This is a genomic window from Halorubrum sp. Atlit-8R (assembly GCF_003666025.1).
GTDB classification, from domain to species: Archaea; Halobacteriota; Halobacteria; order Halobacteriales; family Haloferacaceae; genus Halorubrum; species Halorubrum salinarum.
This window is the reverse complement of the sequence record NZ_QPLV01000001.1, coordinates 926,686-945,024: the sequence shown is the minus strand read 5'-3', so window position 1 is coordinate 945,024 and position 18,339 is coordinate 926,686. Positions and strand designations below refer to the sequence as shown.

Here is an 18,339-nt window from a genome sequence, read left to right as displayed (position 1 = left end):
CATACGACTAAGTTCGTGTCATGATGGTATGACTTGTCTACAGACAGATATTAAACCAACATAGTGAAAAGATATAGTAGAGTTACAAACAGTATGAACCTTAGCGAAGGAGTGGCCGACCTACACTTACATACAACATCCTCAGATGGAACCAGCACGGTTGAAAATCGTATTCAACAGGCTCAAGATATCGGCCTAGAGTCTATTACAATCACGGACCACGATACGATATCTGAAGATCTCAATCGGCGTGTATCTATCCACAAAAGTCTTGAACTTATTCTGGAGTTGAGGTTCGAGCAGACGTTCAAGACACCAAAGTTGAACTGTTAGGTTACTACGTTAACCCTACAAATCAAGATCTCATTCAACTCCTTGAAATAGTTCGATCATACCGCCGGAATCGAAACCGAGATATCATAGCTCAACTTCGGGAAACAACCGATCTTAACCGCTCGTACCACAAAATTCGAGAGGATTTCAACGGTATTCTTGCTCGCCCACACATCGCAGATGTTCTGATGGAGGAGGGTATTGTCAACTCGGTCAATGCGGCATTCGAAACATATCTTGGAAGCAATGGGGATGCGTTCGTACCGATGAAACGAGTACCTTCCGAGGATGTTATTAACACGATACAGGATGCTGGTGGTGCTGTTTCCTTAGCACATCCAGGTCGTATACGGACTGATAGTTTTGAAATGACTCTGGAAGGCCTCGTCAATGTAGGTCTCGACGCTATCGAGGTACCGTATCCGTATGATGAGGTCCCAAGTGAGGCTACGCTGAGGTCACTTCCAAAGATGCGCTAGAGTTTTCTCAAAAATATAGTTTATTGACGACCGGCGGGTCCGATTGTCACGGGCCTGGTTCGGGGAAGTATCGAATCGGAAAAGTACGAGTTACACGACCTCACCTGGACGCCCTTCGAGAGCGCGCAACTGAACGTCAATCATTATAACTGAACCTCTTAGGGCTTCATCCGTCCAGATATCCAAGGTCGTTGAGGCGTTCCAAGACTTTTTGTTCTTCGTTGTGTGTTATTGGGAAATTGTACTCGTCGTCGAGGCGTTCATCCAGAATGCCTCGCTCTTCTAGTTGACTCACGATGTGTTCAACAGCCTCGTTGACAGACTGTTCTTCAGTATCAACCACAATTTCCGGCTTCAGTGGCTCTTGGAACGGGTGGTTAATCCCAGTGAATTTTTCGATTTTCCCTTCACGAGCTTTCTGATAGAGCCCCTTCGGGTCTCGTTCTTCGGCAGTTTCTACGGAGCATTTGACATGAATCAGTACAAATTCTCCCTCATTTTCAATGATGTTTCTAGCTTGCTCTTGGGAATCCCGGAACGGCGTTATCATCCCGACAACAACAGGAATCTCGTTTCGATTAAGCAACTTCGCAATATAGGCGGTGCGACGGTTGTTTGTCCGCCGTTCTTCACGTGAGAAGCCAAGATCCGGATGAAGATTCCTCCTAAGGTCATCGCCATCTAGATTCTCAATTGGATAACCTCGCTCTACAAGCTTATCCTCTGTACGAGCTGCGATTGTAGATTTCCCAGAGGCAGGTCGGCCCATAAACCAGAGCGTGAACATATTATTTCTGTACAAATATTTTTTCAAGGTTCAATACCGTTTCGGTCACTTCTGGACGCATGAGTTGCGATGGGGGCCGTTCTCCCTCAGAAAGCATTCCTCGTAGTTTCGTGCCGCTGGGATTCATGTGATGGTCATTGTCGTGAGGACAAATTTTCTCAGATACGATACCGTCACATTTCGTACAGTAGAACGCGTAGTGGTAATACAGCGGTTCGATTCCGATATTTCCTAATGCGCTAAATAATTCTTGAGCCGCAAAATCACCATAATAGTTTCCGACACCAGCGTGGTCACGTCCGACAATGAAATGTGTACATCCGTAGTTTTTCCGCACAATAGAGTCAAAGAGTGCCTCACGCGGACCAGCATACATCATCCGTGATTTAAATATAGAGAGAACAACCGATTGGGTTGGATAGTAGTTGTCAATGAGTGATTCGTACCCCTGAATTATTGCGTTATTTGTATAGTCGCCCGCCTTTTTTTCACCAATCTTTGGTTGAATCAACAATCCATCAATGTGTTCGAGCGCCGACTTTTGGAGGTATTCGTGTGCTCGATGTGGAACGTTTCTAGTTTGAAACCCCACGACAGTGTCGAACCCTCGTTTATTGAACAAAACACGGGCCTCCTTCGGTGTGATATCATGGTTGCCGTTCCGGGGGATTGCCTCAGAGAACGCCTTGATGGGTCCACCTACGAAGAAGGGATCCTTATTTTGAATTGTTCTTACACCCGGATGTTCACCATCTGTCGTCCCGAACAGGTTCTCGCAGGTATTTGCCTCATCGTATCGATAGATACTATCAGTATCCATCACGCCAAGTGGCGTACCATCTGGGCGACGAATACCAATCCTGTCACCGGGTTCTATATTATTTGCCAACTCCGCATCGATGTCAAGAACAACAGGGAGTGGCCAAACCAATCCGCTCTCAAGGGTTAAATCATTTACAACCTTTAAGAAATCATTTTGTGTCATAAAACCACGCAGAGGACTGTACACCCCCTGGGCTATATTCACAAAGTCAAAAAGGAGATTCTTGTTGAGCGTTACCGTGCTAGAATCATCAATATCTTCCCAGAGGTCCCTGCTTCGATACTGTCCGACAATTCTGTCGACAAGGTCGTTTCCGTGGGGTCGAACCATTCTGCGTGAACTGAGTTAGGTGAATTAGTTAGTTCATTCGAAAGAAAGTTATCGTCATTGGCTTCAACAGAATTTTATATTCGTAATTACTCCTGTGAATGTTTATTCAGCGTACTCAAACCAATGGCCAAGATCTCGGCCAGTACGTCGTTCTAAGTTCTTTATAGATTCATAATATATTTGTTCTAATTCTCGTCGTGTATCAGGATTCATACCCTCTTCATATCCGGACCTTCCAATCGGTTTGATTATTTTTTGATAGGCGTTGAACAATGTGCCGGCAGATTTATTATATACTGGACGCAGGATTTCATCTCTGACTATATCGGGACTCAGTTCCGAAATCCCGTTTCGAACGCGTCTGCGAGCTCGATAAAGTGAACCAGGTTCGTTGAAGTCCTTGCCCGCTTTGATTCTTTCTCCTACGATAGAGGGCGCATATTCGTTATCAACGCCGAGGAAATCGTAGATGTCCTGAATGAACGATTCATTATCCGACGTGAAATCGTCGAAAAACACGATTTTTATCTGATCAGAAGGATAATGCTCTTCCCATCGAGAGATGTGGTAATCATAAAACCCAGGGACTATAATCGCACTATTGGCCGCATGATAGTTGAGAGCATACTCAAAGGGAGCATTGGTCCAATTCTTTTGTGCATGCCACCACTGAGAGTACGCTCTTTCCACCGGATTTCGAACGCATAATACTATTTTTGCATCAGGAATTAGATTTACAGCTCGTTTTGGAACCAAAGGATGCTTAACATATCCCGGTGATTCTTCTCCTACTATTTTCTCTCCATTATACTCGTCAAATTGGCCTTGATACCAATCCTCTCCTCGATGGTGATATACATCGAAAAATGACACGTTATCATTTTCTGGCATGAATATATCTGGATGTTCCTTTAGTGCATAATGTATCCATGTCGATCCAGCCTTCTGTGCCCCGATATGTAGGAAATCAGGTAGACGATCGTCTTTCATTCTTATTCTCCTCTAAGTCGATTCAACAACCCTATTCAGGGTAGGTAAGAATTACGGACCTGCCAGCATAACAGACGTTTCCAAAACTTTCGGGAGTGGTGCTGGGGGCGGTGTTGAGATAAGGTCGAAGAATGAGGCGGTCAAAAGATCGAGTGGTTCATGCTCAGTTTCGACCGCCTCAACGGCGATAGCGGTTGTATCGAGTTAGATTTTCTGAAGTGAGAGGCGACACCCGAGTCGGTGATGAAGCTCGGTATCCGACTCCATTTGGCTGGTCTATCACTTCCGGATACCGTCTCGATTCTTGAAAGGTTGGGTGTCGATCGCTATCGAACTACCGTCCACCGGTGGGTACAAAAAGTGGATCTACAGCCGACAGACGGTGCCGATCCGAATCACGTTGCGGTCGATGAAACCGTGATTCAGCTCAATTCTGAACGATATTGGCTGTACGCTGCTGTCGCCCCCGACACGAACCGCCTTCTCCACGTTCGTCTCTATCCGACGAGAACGAACGCGATCTCCTCGATGTTTCTCTCAGAACTGCGTGAGAAACATCAGGTCGGCGACGCAGTATTTCTCGTCGATGGTGCTCCATGGTTACAGGCGGCCTATCATCGTCACGGGCTCCGATTCCAACACGTTACACATGGGAATCGGAATGCCGTCGAACGTGTCTTTCGTGAAGTAAAACGACGAACAAACCAGTTCTCAAATACGTTTAGCCATGTCAAGCCGAGTACCGCTGAAATTGGCTTCAAGCGTTTGCCTTCGCATGGAATCAGCTTATCTAAACACTACCGTGCTGGGAGTTTTCGGAATCTTTAGTCTCAGACTAGGAACAATACCAATGTCGTATCGCATAACGAGTTCGATAGGGGAAATCAACTTTCAATTAGAATACGACGCCGTTGATATCCGACAGTTGATGCTCGACGGGTTTTCGGCCTCTCAAACGAGTTTCCTCTCGGTGGGTCCTGACAGTCGACGCGCCGTAGCTCACCGACCAACCCGAACCCACGTGTGATGTCCTTCAACGTCTCCAGGCCGACGTCTCCAGCCTAGTTGACGACTTCGCGGATCTGTGCGTCCCAATCATCGATCTGGAGATCGAGTCGGCACTCGCTAAAATCGCGTTTAACCTGCTTGACCAGCGAGAGGTCATCGCCACGCTCCTGAAGGTAGGCGACTAGGGTAACAACTGAAACAGTACCGGCAATTAAGCCTTCGAAACCCCCGCATTGGCGCCGACCGCAGTCTTGGGTCCCTCTCCGTGGGTAGCGCCCAATGAATACCCTTCACGCTGGGGATGCTCGGTAGATCCTGAACAATCTCCTACAGAAGAGCGTACAGTAAAAGTAGGATCTCCGACAATTCCTGCCAGATGAGTCACGGTAGAGATCCTTCAGCAGCGTGCAAGGGATCCTGATATGGCGAATATCACCCTCACAAATTTCCAACTGATTGTTCCCGCCTAGGGGTCTGGTTCGTAACCTCCCCAGAGCACCGATTCAACGGCTCTAACTGAGGACTCCATTTGAGCACTTCCTCAATGACGTAGTTACCGATACAACCGGTCAACGGATATCACTATATAATCTCCATTACACCGCATCTTCGAAGTCTCGAACTGTTTCGATAACGTATTGTATTTCTTCCTCCGTGAGATTGGGATGATTCGGTAGCCCGATCATATTCCCGACAATCGCTTCGACATTAGGGAGCGATAAATCATAGTCGTGGTTATTTGCGTTCTCGCTCCACGGGAAATCTGAATTAAACCCCCGATGTCGCTCGAAGACCGGCTGATCGTAGAGCGGAATATTATATCTGTGTCGTGTTTCAACGCCCCTATCACGAAGCTTTCTCCAAACTTCTTTTCCGCTCATACCAATCTTTTCTGGTTTCACCTCGAAAGGTGCCCAAAAGTACGCGTGATTGACGTATGTTCGCACCGTAGCTGGCTCCAACCAGTCCAAATCATTGAGTTCGTTGAGCAGACGCTCGCTAATATCTCTCCGACGTTTATTGAACCGCTCAAGTCGATCAACCTGTGCCGTTCCAATAGCCCCATTCAATTCGCTCATCCGGAAATTGTAACCGAGGGTGACATGCTGGTCACGGTTTGCCATTCCATGACTTCTAAGCATTCGAAGTTGTTCCGCGACCGCGTCATTGTCTGTCGTCACGATACCGCCTTCACCTGTCGTTATATTCTTGGTCGCGTAAAACGAGAAGCAGGCGACATCACCGATCGAACCAACAAAATCGTCTTTGTATGATGCGCCGTGCGCCTGTGCCGCATCCTCTATAACGTATAAATCGTGTTCGTCAGCGAACGCTCGAATTTTGTCCATCTCAGCGGGATGACCGTATAGATGGACTGGCATAATCGCAAATGTTTCGTCAGAAACACATCTCTCGAGATCTGTATGGTCAAGGGTGTAGATTTCTCGATCGATGTCGGCAAAGACGGGCACTCCAGCCTGGTGGACAACAGCAGTAGCGGTCGATCCAAACGTTAGTGATGGGACAATAACCTCATCACCAGGTTCCAATCCAAGCGCTTTCAGGGACAGTTGGATTGCCGTCGTTCCGTTAGTGACTGCGACGGCGTGCTTTGTCCCAACGTAATCAGCCCATTTTTCCTCAAATTCCTCCACGAATTCTCCCTGTAAGAAACGGCCAGAATCAAGAACATCACTGAGGTTACTTCGTTCCTCATCGCCGAGAATTGGCTCGGCGACATCCACATGCTTGACCATATTATTGGTACTGGGCACTAAATCAAGAAACCAGCGATAGAATATGTTATTATAATATATACGACAGACCCTCCGCTCCCCTCAGTTTTATTTCATCCAATACCTCGTCTCAGTGCTCTATGATGGCATATAGGTATCCGAATCCGACAACACATGTGAACCAGAAAAGACAGATAAATTGTTCCAGTTCCTGTTGTGAAGGTGTACTAAGCAGATTTTTTAACCGCTGCGGAACGAAGTCTGTTATCAACAAGTACAGATACATTCCCTCTTCGCCCCCTTCATCCTCGACGAACGACTCCATCGCCCGCTTCGAGTACCCCTGCCAGAACGCCCGATCCGTCAGCCATCGAAACTCTGTCCGATAATTGAACACTTTGTGTGCCACCTCGGCTTCCGGATCATACCACACACCCTGTCCATACTCCTCTTGCATCCGGGCGCACAGCTCAGTCTCTCCACCCTGGAGGTTCTTATTTCCTTTCCGCCCGCCGATGTCGACGTCGAATCCACCTAACTCCGCAAACACGTCCGCTCGGAACGATATGTTCGAGCCGAAGGTGTTCCGCACCTCACCCGGGCCGTCCGCGAATCCGCGATGGTTCACTCCGACCAACCAGTAGAACTCCTCGGGGAGAAACGAGGGCTTCCCCGCGACCCACTCGGGGGTCATCCTCCCACCGGCCGCGATCGCGTCCTCCTCCTCGTAGGCGCGCACCAACCGCGCGGCCCACGTCTCGTCTGCCACCGCGTCATCATCAATGAACGCGACGACATCGCCCGACACCAACTCAGCGCCGCGGTTGCGACTCGCCAGCAACCCCAAATTCTCGTCGTTACACACGATCACCGTGTCCTCACGGTCGCCGTAGTCCTCGACGACGCGGTCGTACACCTCAGGCGTCCCGTCGACAACCACGACGAGTTCGACATCGTCGTGTGTCTGCGCGAGGACGCTGTCGGCGGCCTCGCGGAAGTGCTCGTACATGTCTAGCGTGTACGTACAGACGACGACCGAGACCTTCACACCGAGACGCTTTCGACCCGTGCGCTTAGGGTTTCCGCCTCGCCTCGAGGCCGGTACGTGTTCGCGGGTGAACACGCCAGAACACGCGCGCCGGACGCGGGTAGATGACAAGCCTTATGCGCGTTTTGACAGTCTCATGGAACAATGAGCGATTCGAACGATCCGCCGGCTGAATCGGACTCGTCCCCGTCCGATCTCCTCGCGCGGTGGTACCATGTTCCCGTCCTCCTCGGGGTGGTCGCGTTCATGCTGTGGACGCGGCTGCGCTCGTACGGGAACTTCATCCAGAACGGCGAGGTGTACTTCCGTGGCAACGACGCGTGGTATCACCTCCGGACGACGAGTTACCTCCTCGAGAACTATCCGAGCACGCTCCCGTACGACGTCTGGACCGGCTTCCCGGTCGGGACGAACGCGGGGCAGTTCGGGACCCTTTGGGATCACATCATGGCGGTCGGCATCTGGATCGCCCGACCGATCATGGGCAGTACCGAGGAGGTCATGCTCGTCATGTCGCCGATTATCGGCGCGCTCGTCGCGGTGCCGACGTACTTTATTGCGCGTCGTTTCGTTGACCGCGTGCCCGCGCTCGTGGGCGCGGCGACACTGGCGCTGTTCTCCGGGACGTTCCTCCGGTACACCCTCGTCGGGTTCCCCGACCACAGCGCGGCCGAGGTCCTCTTCCAGAGCACCGCCGTCCTCGCGTTCCTCGTCGCGCTCGGTGTCGCCGAACGCGAGAAGCCGGTGTGGGAGCTCGTCGTCGATCAGGACTGGAACGCGCTCCGTAAGCCGATCACCTACGCCGCCGCGGCCGGCGTTGCGCTCGGACTGTACATGTGGACGTGGCAGCCGGGTATCCTGATGGTCGGCTTCACGGGGATTTTCCTCGCAGTCAAGATCACGAGCGACACCTACCACGGCAAGAGCCCGGAACCGGTGGCGTTCGCCGGCGCAGTCGCGATGTCCGTCGCGGGCCTGATGCAGATTATCCCGCTCGACACCCTCCGGTTCGCATCGAGCGAGTACTCCTTACTCCAGATTGTCACGCCGATCGCCGTCGCGCTTGGCGCCGTCTTCCTCGCGTGGCTCGCCCGCCAGTGGGAGGCGCGCGACCTCGGCACCGACACCTACCCCGCGGCCGTCGGCGGCCTCGTCCTCGCATCCGCAGGGTTCGTCTGGCTGGCGATGCCCTCACTGTGGTCGACGGTCATCGGCAACCTCCTCAACACCGTCGCCTTCTCCGCGAGCGCCGGGGCTCGCACCATCGGCGAGGCGCAACCACCCCTCCAGGGTGCCTCGTTCTCGAACTTCGTCTTCTCACAATACGGGCTCGCCTTCTTCCTCGCGCTCGCCGCGGTCCTCTACATCCTCGCGCGCCCGCTCTACCGCTCTGACGACACAAACCACACCCTCTACATCCCGCCCGCGCTCGCGGTCGTCGGCTCCGTCTACGCCGTTCCGCAGGCGTACGGCGCCATCGGCGGTGTCATCGGCGTCGACTGGCAGGTGATCGGCCTGCTCATCGCGGCCGCCTTCCTCGTCGGTGCGACGCTGCTCGTCGAGTACGATGCCGAGGAGCTGTACTTCGTCGTGTGGGCGGCGTTCATCGGCAGCGCGGCGTTCACGCAGGTCCGGTTCAACTACTACCTCGCCGTCGTCGTCGCGGTCGGCACGGCGTACTTCCTCCAAGTCGCGCTCGACACTCTCGATCTCACCTCGCTCGACGCCGTCCGCGAGATCGAAGGGTGGCAGGTACTCACCGTCGCTGCCGTCATCGCGATCCTTATCGTCCCGCTGGTCGGGGTCGCCACGCCGGTGTGGCAGGCGGGTAACTCCAGCCAACCTGGCAGCATCGTCCAGTGGGACGAGAGCCTCCAGTGGATGAACGACGAGACCCCCCAACCGGGCGAGCTCGAAGGCGCGGACAACCCGATGGAGCTGTACGGCACCTACGAGCGGCCCGCGGACGGCGACTTCGAATACCCGGAGGGAGCCTACGGCGTCCAGTCGTGGTGGGACTACGGCCACTGGATCACCACGCGCGCCGAGCGCATCCCGAACGCCAACCCGTTCCAGCAGAACGCGGGCGAGGCGGCCGACTACCTCCTCGCGCCGAGCGAGGAGGAAGCCGCGGAGGTGCTCGCGAGTCAGAGCACCGAGGGCAACCGGACCCGCTACGTGATGGTCGACTGGCAGATGGCGTCGCCGAACTCCAAGTTCAACGCGCCGGTCACCTTCTACAGCGGCAACAAGACGGTGCGCGACTTCAACGAACTGCTCTACCGGCAGGTGGAGGGACCGCAGGGCCAGCAGGGCGGGTTCCGGGCGGTCCTCCAGACGCGCACGCAACGCTACCACGAGAGCCAGATGATCCGGCTCTACCAGCACTACGGGAGCGCGGTCGAGCCCGAGCCCGTCGTCGTCGACTGGGAGACTCGGGGCGCACAGACCGCCTCAGGCGAACAGATCGACATCAGGGTCCTCCCGAGCCAGGGACAGGCGATCCGGCGGTTCGACAACCTCTCGGTCGCGCGGTCGTACGTCGAGGAGGACGGTTCCGCGCAGGTCGGCGGTGTGATGGGCGTGCCCTCGGAGCGGCTGGACGCCCTGGAACACTACCGGCTCGTCCACGCCACGGAGGCACCGGGTCGGTCGCCGTACGCCCAGCAGGCGAGCATCCTCGCCCAGCAGTTCGGCGTCGACCTCCGGGCGACGTTCGGTGAGTCGTTCCTCGGCGCGCTGCGCGACGACTTCGTCAAGACGTTCGAGCGCGTCCCGGGCGCGACCGTCGAGGGGTCGGGCGCGGCGCCCGGCCAGGAGGTCCAGGCGACCGTCGAGCTGCGGAAGCCGAACGGGCAGACGTTCGAGTACACGCAGTACGCGACCGCGGACGACGACGGGAACTTCGAGTTCACGCTCCCGTACTCCACGACCGGGTACGACGAGTTCGGTCCGGAGAACGGGTACACAAACACGAGCGTCCGCGCGACCGGGCCGTACAACGTCACCACGGCGGCGACGACCGACGACGACCTCTACACCACCGAGCGGTTCGGGCAGGTCGAGGTGACCGAGGGGCAGGTCGTCGGCGCCGACGACGCGGCCGCGACGGTCGAACTCGAAGAGCGGATAATCGACTGTCCCAGCGGCGACCCCGAGTGTCCGGTCGACGGCGACAGCGGGAGCGACGGCGGGGACTCGACGAAATCCACCGACGCCGGATCGGTGATCGGCGTCGAACCGGTGGCGGCGACGACCGCGACGGCGGTGACCGCACCGAACTGACCGCGGAATCCGACCGCGGTCTCGGCGCCCGCGGTCGATCTGGCCGCCCGATCACACGCTTCTTTACTGCGGCCCCGCTTGTGGCGAGCAGATGGCCGACCTCCGCGACTGGGCGACGCTGTACCTGAAGGGCGTCGCGATGGGCAGCGCCGACGCCGTCCCGGGCGTCTCCGGCGGCACCATCGCGCTCATCGTCGGGATCTACGAGCGGCTGATCGCGGCGGTCACCGCCGTCGACCCCGACCGGGCGCGCCGCGTGCTCGGCGGGGTGCGCCCGGGCGGCCGCGCCGACGCGCGGGCCGCGTTCCACGAGGTCGACGGCGCCTTCCTGCTCGTGTTGGGCGCCGGGATCGGGACCGCGGTGGTGACGGTGTTGAGCGCGGTGAACCGGCTGCTGGCGACGCAGCCGGTCGCGACGTACGGGTTCTTCTTCGGGCTGATCGCGGCGAGCGCCGCGGTGCTGCTCGGCGACGTCGACCTCTCGACGGCGCGCCGGAAGGCCGCCGCGGTCGCCGGCTTCGCGCTCGCCTTCCTCGCGTCCGGCGTCGCGGCGACCGCGCTCGGCAGCCCGCTCCCGGTCGTCTTCCTCGCCGGGGGCGTCGCCGTCAGCGCGATGGTGTTGCCGGGCATCTCGGGCTCGCTGCTGCTCATCGTCCTCGGCCAGTACGAGTACATGTCCGGCGTCGTCGCGCGGTTCGTCGACGGCGTCGGCGCGGCCGCGCTCGGGAACGGCGCGGGCGCGCTCGTCGAGACGCTGCCGCCGGTGGCCGCGTTCCTCCTCGGCGGCGTCGGCGGGCTCTTCACCATCGCGCACGCCGTCCGCTACGCGCTCTCGCGGGCGCGGGCCGCCACGCTCGCGTTCCTCGTGAGCTTGGTCGTCGGCGCGCTGCGCGCGCCGCTGGTCGAGGTGTCAGCGCGACTGGCCGAGAGCGGCGAGCCGTGGCGGGCGGCCGCGCCGCGGTTCGCGCTGGCGGCGCTCGTCGGCGCCGGGCTCGTCGCCCTGTTGAACCGCTACTCCGCGACCATCGAGTACTGAGTCGACGGCGCAGTCGCTGACACGGGGTAAGTGAGAATCACAACCAGTCGGTGGTAATGTACGTCACCGTCTCCATGGCGCCCCGATTGGGATACGCCTCGACGACGCGCTGTATGATGTGATAGAGCTCGTGCGTTTCGAGTGATTGATCGGGCACGTAGAATACGCCACTGTGTGAGTCGACCGGCATCTGGACGAAATCGTCGTCGCTGGTGACAACAAGACGGTCGTGTTCGACGGCGTACCGGCGAATGGCGGTGTCGTCGACACCCTCACCGAGCTCGCTCACGGCGACGACGCGCTCCACGTCGTGGCCCGCTTTGGCGAGTTTGTCTGCCAGCGGAGCCGCGATGTTCTCGTCGAGCAGAAACGACACCCGCATGCGCTACGCGTCCGACAGATCCTCGGGACCGGTGACGACGTTCGGATCGTTTGCTGCGGCGTCGTGGAGTGCTCGCCGACGTTCCTCGACGGCCCGCATCTCCTCCGGGTGGTCGTGATAGTACGCCAGCGCGTGGTAGACCTCTGCGGCAGTGAGGTCGAACCGATCCGCGACCGTCTGTGCGTCGAGCCCCCGCTCTTCCACCAGCGCGTGGACGTGGCGCACGGTGATTCGCCGGTCCCGGATATGCGGCTCGTCGTGGATCCCCGACTCGTCACCTGCGACGACGGTGTTCATCTGCCTCGACATACCGATCGCTACCGGCGTAGTGGCCTTTAGTCTTTGCCGGCACGTCAGCCGCAGTTGTCTGTGAGGTCTGACCGGCTCTGGCGGCTCGTGTGGCTCGCAACGCCTTTTCCGTTTCCGCCCATACGGTTCCGCATGGTCCAGATGGAATCCGACTCGGCGCTCGACCGCGGCGACGCCGCGCCCGACTTCGAACTGCCCGGCACGGACGGGGAGACGCACGCGCTCGACGACTTCGAGACGGACGCGCTGCTGGTCGTCTTCACCTGTAACCACTGCCCGTACGCGAAGGCGAAGATCGACCTGTTGAACGACCTCGCGGCCGAGTACGACGACCTCTCGGTCGTCGGGATCAACCCGAACGACGCCGACGAGTACCCCGACGACTCGTTCGAGGCGATGCGCGAGGCGGTCGCGGACGGCACGGTCGCGTACGACGCGTACCTCCGCGACGAGACCGGCGAGGTGGCGGCCGCCTACGACGCGGTGTGTACCCCCGACCCGTTCCTCTTCGGCCGCGAGGACGGCACGTACCGCCTGCGCTACCACGGCCGGCTCGACGACGCGCTCAACCCCGACGACGAGCCGACCGAGCTCTACGTCCGCGACGCGGTCGACGCCGTCCTCGCGGGCGACGACGTCGAGATCCCGGACCGGCCCTCGCGGGGCTGCTCGATCAAGTGGCCCGAGGAGTGAGGCTGGACGAGGCGCGGTCGACGACGGAGCGCCCGGGGCGCGATCCGGTGTCGGAACGGCGTTCCGACGGAGACGCCTTAACAAGGGTCCGGGCCGAACGGAGGGTATGGGCATGAAAGGCGACGAGCCGGACCTCCACGAGATCGATCGCTACGACGGCGGCGTCGGCTGGATCGCGTACCCCGACGAGACGATGGAGCGCGCGAGCCACGCGTTCGCGGTCGACAACGAGGAGACGGACGCGGCCGACGTGTGGGTGGTCGACCCGGTCGACGCGCCCGGCGTCGACGAGCTGCTCGACGACCTCGGCGAGGTGGCCGGCGTCGTCGTCGGGCTCGACCGCCACGTGCGCGACAGCGGCGAGGTCGCCGCGCGTCACGGCGTTCCGGTGTACGTCCCCGAGTGGATGACGGGCGTCGCCGAGGAGCTGGACCCCGACGTCGAGGTCGAGCGGTTCGGCTCGCGGCTCGCCGACACGGGCTTCGAGGCGATCCGGATCCGCGACTCCTCGCTGCCGCCGTGGCAGGAGGTCGGGCTCTTCGACGGCGAGACGCTCATCGTCCCCGAGTCGCTCGGCACCGCGTCGTACTTCCGGGGCGACCGCGAGCGACTCGGCGTCCACCCGATGCTGCGGCTCACGCCGCCGACGACCACCCTCTCGGGGCTCGACCCCGAACGGGTCCTGACCGGGCACGGCGTCGGCGTCCACGAGCGCGCGGCCGTCGCCGTCGAGGACGCCCTCTCGGACTCCCGGTCGAAGGCGCCCGGGCTGTACGCGAAGACGCTCGCGTCGGCGCTGCCGTTCTGAGCGGGAACGGCGACGCCGCGGCGCCGGGGCGGTTTCAGGGCCTCCGGGGCGCCGCGGCAGCTTTCAGGGCCGCCGCGGCGTTGGCCGAGCGGTGCGTGACCTTTTGCCAATGCGTCCCGTAGCGACGGGCGACCAGTGATCTACGTCACCCGCGACCTGTTGACCGTGCTCCGCGAGCGCGCCGCGAGCGAGGACCCCGACGAGGTGAACGTCCGGCTCTCGGCGACGCCCGCCGGGGAGTTCGAGGCGGACCTCGGGCTCGACCCGGCGACGCCGGTGGTGACGCACTTCACGCTCCCGTCGGTGGGCAGCTCGGTCAGCTCCGTGTTCGGCGTCGACCTCGGCACGCCGGCCGGCGAGGGCGGCGCGCGGTTCCTCTCGCACCCGGACGGGTTCCTCGGCCTCTCCCGCACCGACGACCTCGCGGGCGTGGTGATCGTCGCGGTCCCGCCGTACGACGCGGACTCGGTCGCCGCCTTCGACCGGGCCGGGGACGGGGTCGAACTCGCCGTCGTCGACGCCGTCCCGCCGACGGAGTCGGTGCCGGAGTGAGCCGAGAGCAGGGGTTTCAAGCCGTCGGAGGGAGTATCAGGTCACAATGGCAGCACGGCCACCCGGTGGCGGCGATACGAAGGAACCGGAGGCGATCGAGTTCGGCATCGCCGCGCTCGACGCCCGGCTCGACGAGGCGGACGTGTCGTTCCCCGCGACGGCCGCGGAGCTACGCGACGCGCTCGGCGATCAGGAGGTGCCCTACGACGCGCAGGGGCGCTCGATCGCGCTCTCGGACGCGCTCGACCGCGTGCCGCAACGGGAGTTCGAAAACGAGACGGCGTTCCTCGACGCGCTCTACCCGGTGTTCGACGAGGCCCGCCGGGAGGAGCGCGGCGTGATCGCCAGCCTCCGCGACGCGTTACCCTTCTGAGCCGGTCGGGCGCGGTCCGCCCGACCGAGAACCCCTCACCGCGACTCGGCGATCTCGCTCGCTTCCTCGTCGGACTCGCCGGCGTCGTAGCGCTCGATGACGTCGTTGATCAGGACGACGTCGCCGACCGCGCGGACCCAGCGGTACGGGACGATGACGCCCGTCGAGCCGCTCACCTGTCCGGCGAACAGCTCGTGGTTGAGTTCGGCGAGCGCGAGGCCGGTCACGGCGCGGGCGTCTAAGTCGAGCTGGATGTCCTCGATTTCGCCGACGAAGACGCCGTTGCTGGAGTACACCTCGCGGCCGACGAGCGACGTGATCTCTTCGGGGGCTGCGTTCATACACGACACGGTCACGAGCGCGCCTAATAAGCGTTCGTTGTCGAACGACGCGCGTCCGACGCCGTCCGGCCCCCGCTGTCCGAACCCCGCAACTCCCGGCGCCCGTCACTCCCGCGGCGCGATCACTTCGATCGGGTGGAGCGGCGACGCCTCCAGCAGGGCGTCGAGCTGTTCGGTACAGGAGGTGCCGGGCGCGACGACGGTCCGGTCGGTGTCGCCGAACTGCTTGACGAGGGGCTCGCCCACGTCCACGCTCAGCTCGTAGTAGTCCGTCTTGTAGCCGAACGAGCCCGCCATCCCGCAGCACTCGGTGTCGGAGACCAGCACGTCGTAGCCGAGCCGCTCGAAGGTCGCGGTCGCGTACTCGCCCACCTCGACCGTGCGCGCCTGACAGTGCGGGTGGTAGGCGATCCGCCTGCCCGACGCTACGGGCCCGGTGCCCTCGCTCGGCGCGCGCAGCGCCGCGGGGTCGGCGCCGTTCTCCAGCAGGCCGAAGACGTACTCCATGGCGTCGTAGCTCGCGGCCGCGAGCCGCTCGTGGGAGTCGGCCGGGAGGAACCGCTCGTACTCGCGGCGGAACGTCGCGAGGTCGCTCGGCTCGATCACCACCACGTCGCGGTCGGCGTCGAGGTGGGGCGCCAGCCCCGCGTACACGTCCTCGGCGGCCGCCTCGGCGGTCGCGATCATCCCTTGGGACAGCGGCGGGCGACCGCTGCCGGGCAGGGCGGGCACCAGCACGCGGACGCCGAGCGCCTCCAGCGCCCTGACGGTCGCCTTGCCGCGCGCGACGTCGACGTAGTTCGTCGCGGTGTCGGGGTAGACGACCGCCTCGCGGGTCGCCTCGTCGGCCGGGACCGCGGGGCCGCCGCGGGCGTCGAACCACTCCACGAGCGACTCGCGCGCGAACGCGGGGAGGTCGCGGCGGCGGTCGATGCCGGCGACCCGCTCGGCGACCGCGCGCAGCGGGCCGACGTCCGCGAGCCGGTTGGCGAGCGGCGCCGTCTTGTGCCCCCACTTCGCGAGCGTCGAGTAGTTGCCCACGAGCCGGGTGCCGAGGTCGAGGCCGCCGGGCTCCTCGTCGGGGACCAGCTCCTCGAACGCCCAGTCGAGCTGGCTCGGGTCGGCCTCGCCGCGGTTGATCCGGTCGCGGACCGCGGTGTTGATCCACGGGATGTCGATGCCGACCGGACACGCCGGGACGCAGCGCGAGCAGCCCGTACAGAGGTCGTTGAACTCGGCCGCGGTGTCGAGCCCTTCGATGCCCGCTTCCCAGCCGGTCGCGATGCCGCCGGAGTAGGTCTCGCCGCCGAAGGCGTGCCCGCCGACGCTCTGGAAGTTGCCGCAGGCGTTCGAGCAGGCCGAACAGCGGATGCAGTACAGCGTCTCTTTTAGCGTCTCGTCGTCGCGCATCGCCAGGCGCCCGTTGTCGATGAGCACGAGGTGGAACTCGCGGTCGGACGCCGAGCCGTCGGCCAGGGGTCCGTCGTCGGCCGCGAAGTCCGGCACCGGCGAGTCGACCGGCGGCGTCAGCGTCGAGATGTAGGAGGTCACATCCTGCCCGGTCCCCGACCGCCCGATCAGCTCGACGAACGGGGAGAAGTCCTCGACGGTCGGGACGAGCTTCTCGACGCCCGCGACCGCGACATGCGTGTCGGTCGCGGTCACCGTCTTCCGGGCGTTGCCCTCGCTCGTCACGAGGAGCATGGTCCCCGAGTCCGCGGCGACGAAGTTCGCGCCGGTCATCCCGAGGTCGGCGTCCTCGATCAGCTCGCCGAGCCGCTCGCGGGCGAACATCGTGAGCTCCTCGGCGGTCTCGGGCGGGTCGTCGGGGTCGAACCGCTCCGCGAACAGCTCGGCGATGGCCTCGCGGGACTTGTGGATCGCCGGCGCGACGATGTGCGACGGCTCCTCGTCGGCCAGCTGGAGCACCCACTCGCCGAGGTCCGTCTCGACGACCTCGACGCCGTCCTCCGCGAGCGCGTCGTTCACCTCGATCTCCTCGGAGGTCATCGACTTCGACTTCACCGCGCGCTCGGCGCCGCGCTCCGCCGCCACCTCCCGGATGTACCGGTTGGCGTCGGCCGCGTCGTCGGCGAGGTAGACGGTGCCGCCGTTGGCCTCCACCGTCTCCGTCACCTCGTCGATGAGCTCGGGCAGCCGCTCGATCGCGTCCTCCTTGATCGCCCGCGCCTCGTCTTTCAGCGCCTCGTAGCCGTCGAGCCGGCCGGTCGACTCGTAGCGCCCCTCGTTGAACCCGCGGGTGTTCGCCGCGACCGCGTCGCCCTCGGTCGCCAGCAGCTCGCGGATCCGGTCGGCCTTCGCCTCTCGGTCGAGGTCGCCCGGCGCCTCGGCGGCGCGCGCGCCATCCGCAGCGCCGGGGTCGGCGTCGCTGCTCATCGCTCCCCCTCCGCAGGGTCGTCCTCGCGGAGCAGCACCACGTGGACCTCCTTCGGCCCGTGCGCGCCGTGGACGAGCCCGCCCATGTCCGCCGTCGCGCTCGGGCCGGTCGCGAACACCACGTCGACCGACTCGTCGCGCGCCCGCGGCCCGAGCCACTCGAAGGCGTCGGGCATGTCGGGGACCAGGTCCGCCTCGCGGAGGACGACGACGTGGCGGTCGACGAACAGGCTCACCGGCTCCGTGCCGGCCGCGTCCGCCTCCAGCGCGACGCTCCCGTACTCGGCGACGCCCAGCGACGCCGCGGTGACGCCGGTGTGCGCCCCGCGCAGGTCGGCGGTGGTCGGCTCCGTCTCGATCCGCTCCGGGAGGGTCGCGGGCGAGTCGGCGAACGCGGCCGGCCCGGACCGGTCGAGCGGGACCCCGACCGCGGGCTCGCCCGCGGCCGCCTCGACCATGGCCGCGCACTCCGCGGGCGGCCCCGCCGAGACCGCGACGCCGAGGTCGTCGAGTCGACCCGTGAACGTCGACGTGTCTGCGAGCGACATGGTGGTCACTTCGCCGGTCGGCATAAGGGTGTTGCGGCGCTTCTCGCGGACGCGAACCGGACCGCGCGATCGGATGCGGCC

18 protein-coding genes and 2 pseudogenes are annotated in these 18,339 nt (G+C 61.6%); 10 read left to right on the top strand and 10 right to left on the bottom strand.

Annotation, left to right across the window (positions count from 1 at the left end; genetic code table 11):
• Positions 1–93 precede the first annotated feature (93 nt).
• From DVK05_RS17770 to DVK05_RS17765, 3 genes and pseudogenes are all read left to right on the top strand, one after another.
• The gene (locus DVK05_RS17770) at positions 94–333 is read left to right on the top strand and encodes a PHP domain-containing protein (protein ID WP_121562224.1); all 240 of its coding nucleotides are present in this window, start codon (positions 94–96) and stop codon (positions 331–333) included.
• Positions 334–521: 188 nt separating this feature from the next.
• A complete protein-coding gene (locus DVK05_RS16765) occupies positions 522–812 on the top strand; it encodes a hypothetical protein (RefSeq protein ID WP_147437708.1) in 291 nt (96 codons plus the stop codon).
• Positions 813–832: 20 nt separating this feature from the next.
• Positions 833–961: pseudogene (locus DVK05_RS17765) on the top strand (hypothetical protein); the annotation flags it as partial.
• Between the two features lie 17 nt (positions 962–978).
• Here the strand turns inward: DVK05_RS17765 and cysC are convergent.
• The 3 genes from cysC to DVK05_RS04620 all read right to left on the bottom strand — a co-directional run bounded on the left by cysC (position 979) and on the right by DVK05_RS04620 (position 3,742).
• Positions 979–1,599: an adenylyl-sulfate kinase gene (gene cysC / locus DVK05_RS04630; RefSeq protein WP_121562223.1), complete on the bottom strand. Its 621-nt coding sequence runs from the start codon at positions 1,597–1,599 to the stop codon at positions 979–981.
• A gap of 1 nt (position 1,600) precedes the next feature.
• Positions 1,601–2,752, bottom strand: coding sequence for a sulfate adenylyltransferase (gene sat, locus DVK05_RS04625; protein WP_121562222.1), 1,152 nt, complete (start codon positions 2,750–2,752; stop codon positions 1,601–1,603).
• A gap of 102 nt (positions 2,753–2,854) precedes the next feature.
• On the bottom strand, positions 2,855–3,742 hold the full coding sequence (locus tag DVK05_RS04620; protein WP_121562221.1) for a sulfotransferase domain-containing protein: 888 nt from the start codon (positions 3,740–3,742) through the stop codon (positions 2,855–2,857).
• A 159-nt stretch (positions 3,743–3,901) separates the two neighbouring features.
• Here DVK05_RS04620 and DVK05_RS04615 point away from each other — a divergent pair.
• Positions 3,902–4,536, top strand: a pseudogene (locus tag DVK05_RS04615) (IS6 family transposase).
• An 810-nt stretch (positions 4,537–5,346) separates the two neighbouring features.
• Here the strand turns inward: DVK05_RS04615 and DVK05_RS04610 are convergent.
• Together DVK05_RS04610 and aglG are read right to left on the bottom strand one after the other, a co-directional pair.
• A complete protein-coding gene (locus DVK05_RS04610) occupies positions 5,347–6,507 on the bottom strand; it encodes a DegT/DnrJ/EryC1/StrS aminotransferase family protein (RefSeq protein WP_121562220.1) in 1,161 nt (386 codons plus the stop codon).
• A 109-nt stretch (positions 6,508–6,616) separates the two neighbouring features.
• On the bottom strand, positions 6,617–7,534 hold the full coding sequence (aglG, locus tag DVK05_RS04605; RefSeq protein WP_121562219.1) for a glucosyl-dolichyl phosphate glucuronosyltransferase: 918 nt from the start codon (positions 7,532–7,534) through the stop codon (positions 6,617–6,619).
• Positions 7,535–7,678: 144 nt separating this feature from the next.
• On the opposite strand from aglG, the gene DVK05_RS04600 reads away from it, so the two are divergent.
• Entirely contained in the window at positions 7,679–10,819 is a 3,141-nt protein-coding gene (locus tag DVK05_RS04600) for an oligosaccharyl transferase, archaeosortase A system-associated (protein WP_121562218.1), read from the top strand.
• Between the two features lie 91 nt (positions 10,820–10,910).
• Positions 10,911–11,855, top strand: coding sequence for a DUF368 domain-containing protein (locus DVK05_RS04595; protein WP_121562217.1), 945 nt, complete (start codon positions 10,911–10,913; stop codon positions 11,853–11,855).
• Positions 11,856–11,892: 37 nt separating this feature from the next.
• Here DVK05_RS04595 and DVK05_RS04590 read toward each other — a convergent pair whose 3' ends face one another.
• Together DVK05_RS04590 and DVK05_RS04585 are read right to left on the bottom strand one after the other, a co-directional pair.
• Positions 11,893–12,237 (bottom strand): DUF5615 family PIN-like protein, encoded by a 345-nt coding sequence (locus DVK05_RS04590; RefSeq protein WP_121562216.1) that lies wholly within the window; start codon positions 12,235–12,237, stop codon positions 11,893–11,895.
• A gap of 3 nt (positions 12,238–12,240) precedes the next feature.
• Positions 12,241–12,546, bottom strand: a complete 306-nt coding sequence (locus DVK05_RS04585; protein ID WP_121562215.1) for a DUF433 domain-containing protein — start codon at positions 12,544–12,546, stop codon at positions 12,241–12,243.
• A 132-nt stretch (positions 12,547–12,678) separates the two neighbouring features.
• Between DVK05_RS04585 and DVK05_RS04580 the strand changes: the two genes are divergently transcribed.
• From DVK05_RS04580 to DVK05_RS04565, 4 genes are all read left to right on the top strand, one after another.
• Positions 12,679–13,239, top strand: a complete 561-nt coding sequence (locus DVK05_RS04580; protein WP_121562214.1) for a thioredoxin family protein — start codon at positions 12,679–12,681, stop codon at positions 13,237–13,239.
• Positions 13,240–13,351: 112 nt separating this feature from the next.
• Positions 13,352–14,047: a hypothetical protein gene (locus tag DVK05_RS04575; protein ID WP_121562453.1), complete on the top strand. Its 696-nt coding sequence runs from the start codon at positions 13,352–13,354 to the stop codon at positions 14,045–14,047.
• A 135-nt stretch (positions 14,048–14,182) separates the two neighbouring features.
• Complete coding sequence (locus tag DVK05_RS04570) at positions 14,183–14,599, top strand: hypothetical protein (RefSeq protein WP_121562213.1); 417 nt, start codon at positions 14,183–14,185, stop codon at positions 14,597–14,599.
• Positions 14,600–14,645: 46 nt separating this feature from the next.
• Entirely contained in the window at positions 14,646–14,972 is a 327-nt protein-coding gene (locus tag DVK05_RS04565) for a hypothetical protein (protein WP_121562212.1), read from the top strand.
• A 35-nt stretch (positions 14,973–15,007) separates the two neighbouring features.
• Here DVK05_RS04565 and DVK05_RS04560 read toward each other — a convergent pair whose 3' ends face one another.
• The 3 genes from DVK05_RS04560 to DVK05_RS04550 form a co-directional block, all read right to left on the bottom strand.
• Positions 15,008–15,313, bottom strand: coding sequence for a PRC-barrel domain-containing protein (locus tag DVK05_RS04560; RefSeq protein WP_053772364.1), 306 nt, complete (start codon positions 15,311–15,313; stop codon positions 15,008–15,010).
• 105 nt (positions 15,314–15,418) lie between these two features.
• On the bottom strand, positions 15,419–17,710 hold the full coding sequence (locus tag DVK05_RS04555; RefSeq protein ID WP_121562211.1) for an LUD domain-containing protein: 2,292 nt from the start codon (positions 17,708–17,710) through the stop codon (positions 15,419–15,421).
• On the bottom strand, positions 17,707–18,258 hold the full coding sequence (locus DVK05_RS04550; protein ID WP_121562210.1) for an LUD domain-containing protein: 552 nt from the start codon (positions 18,256–18,258) through the stop codon (positions 17,707–17,709). The genes DVK05_RS04555 and DVK05_RS04550 overlap by 4 nt, the downstream gene beginning before the upstream one ends.
• Between the last annotated feature and the right edge of the window lie 81 nt (positions 18,259–18,339).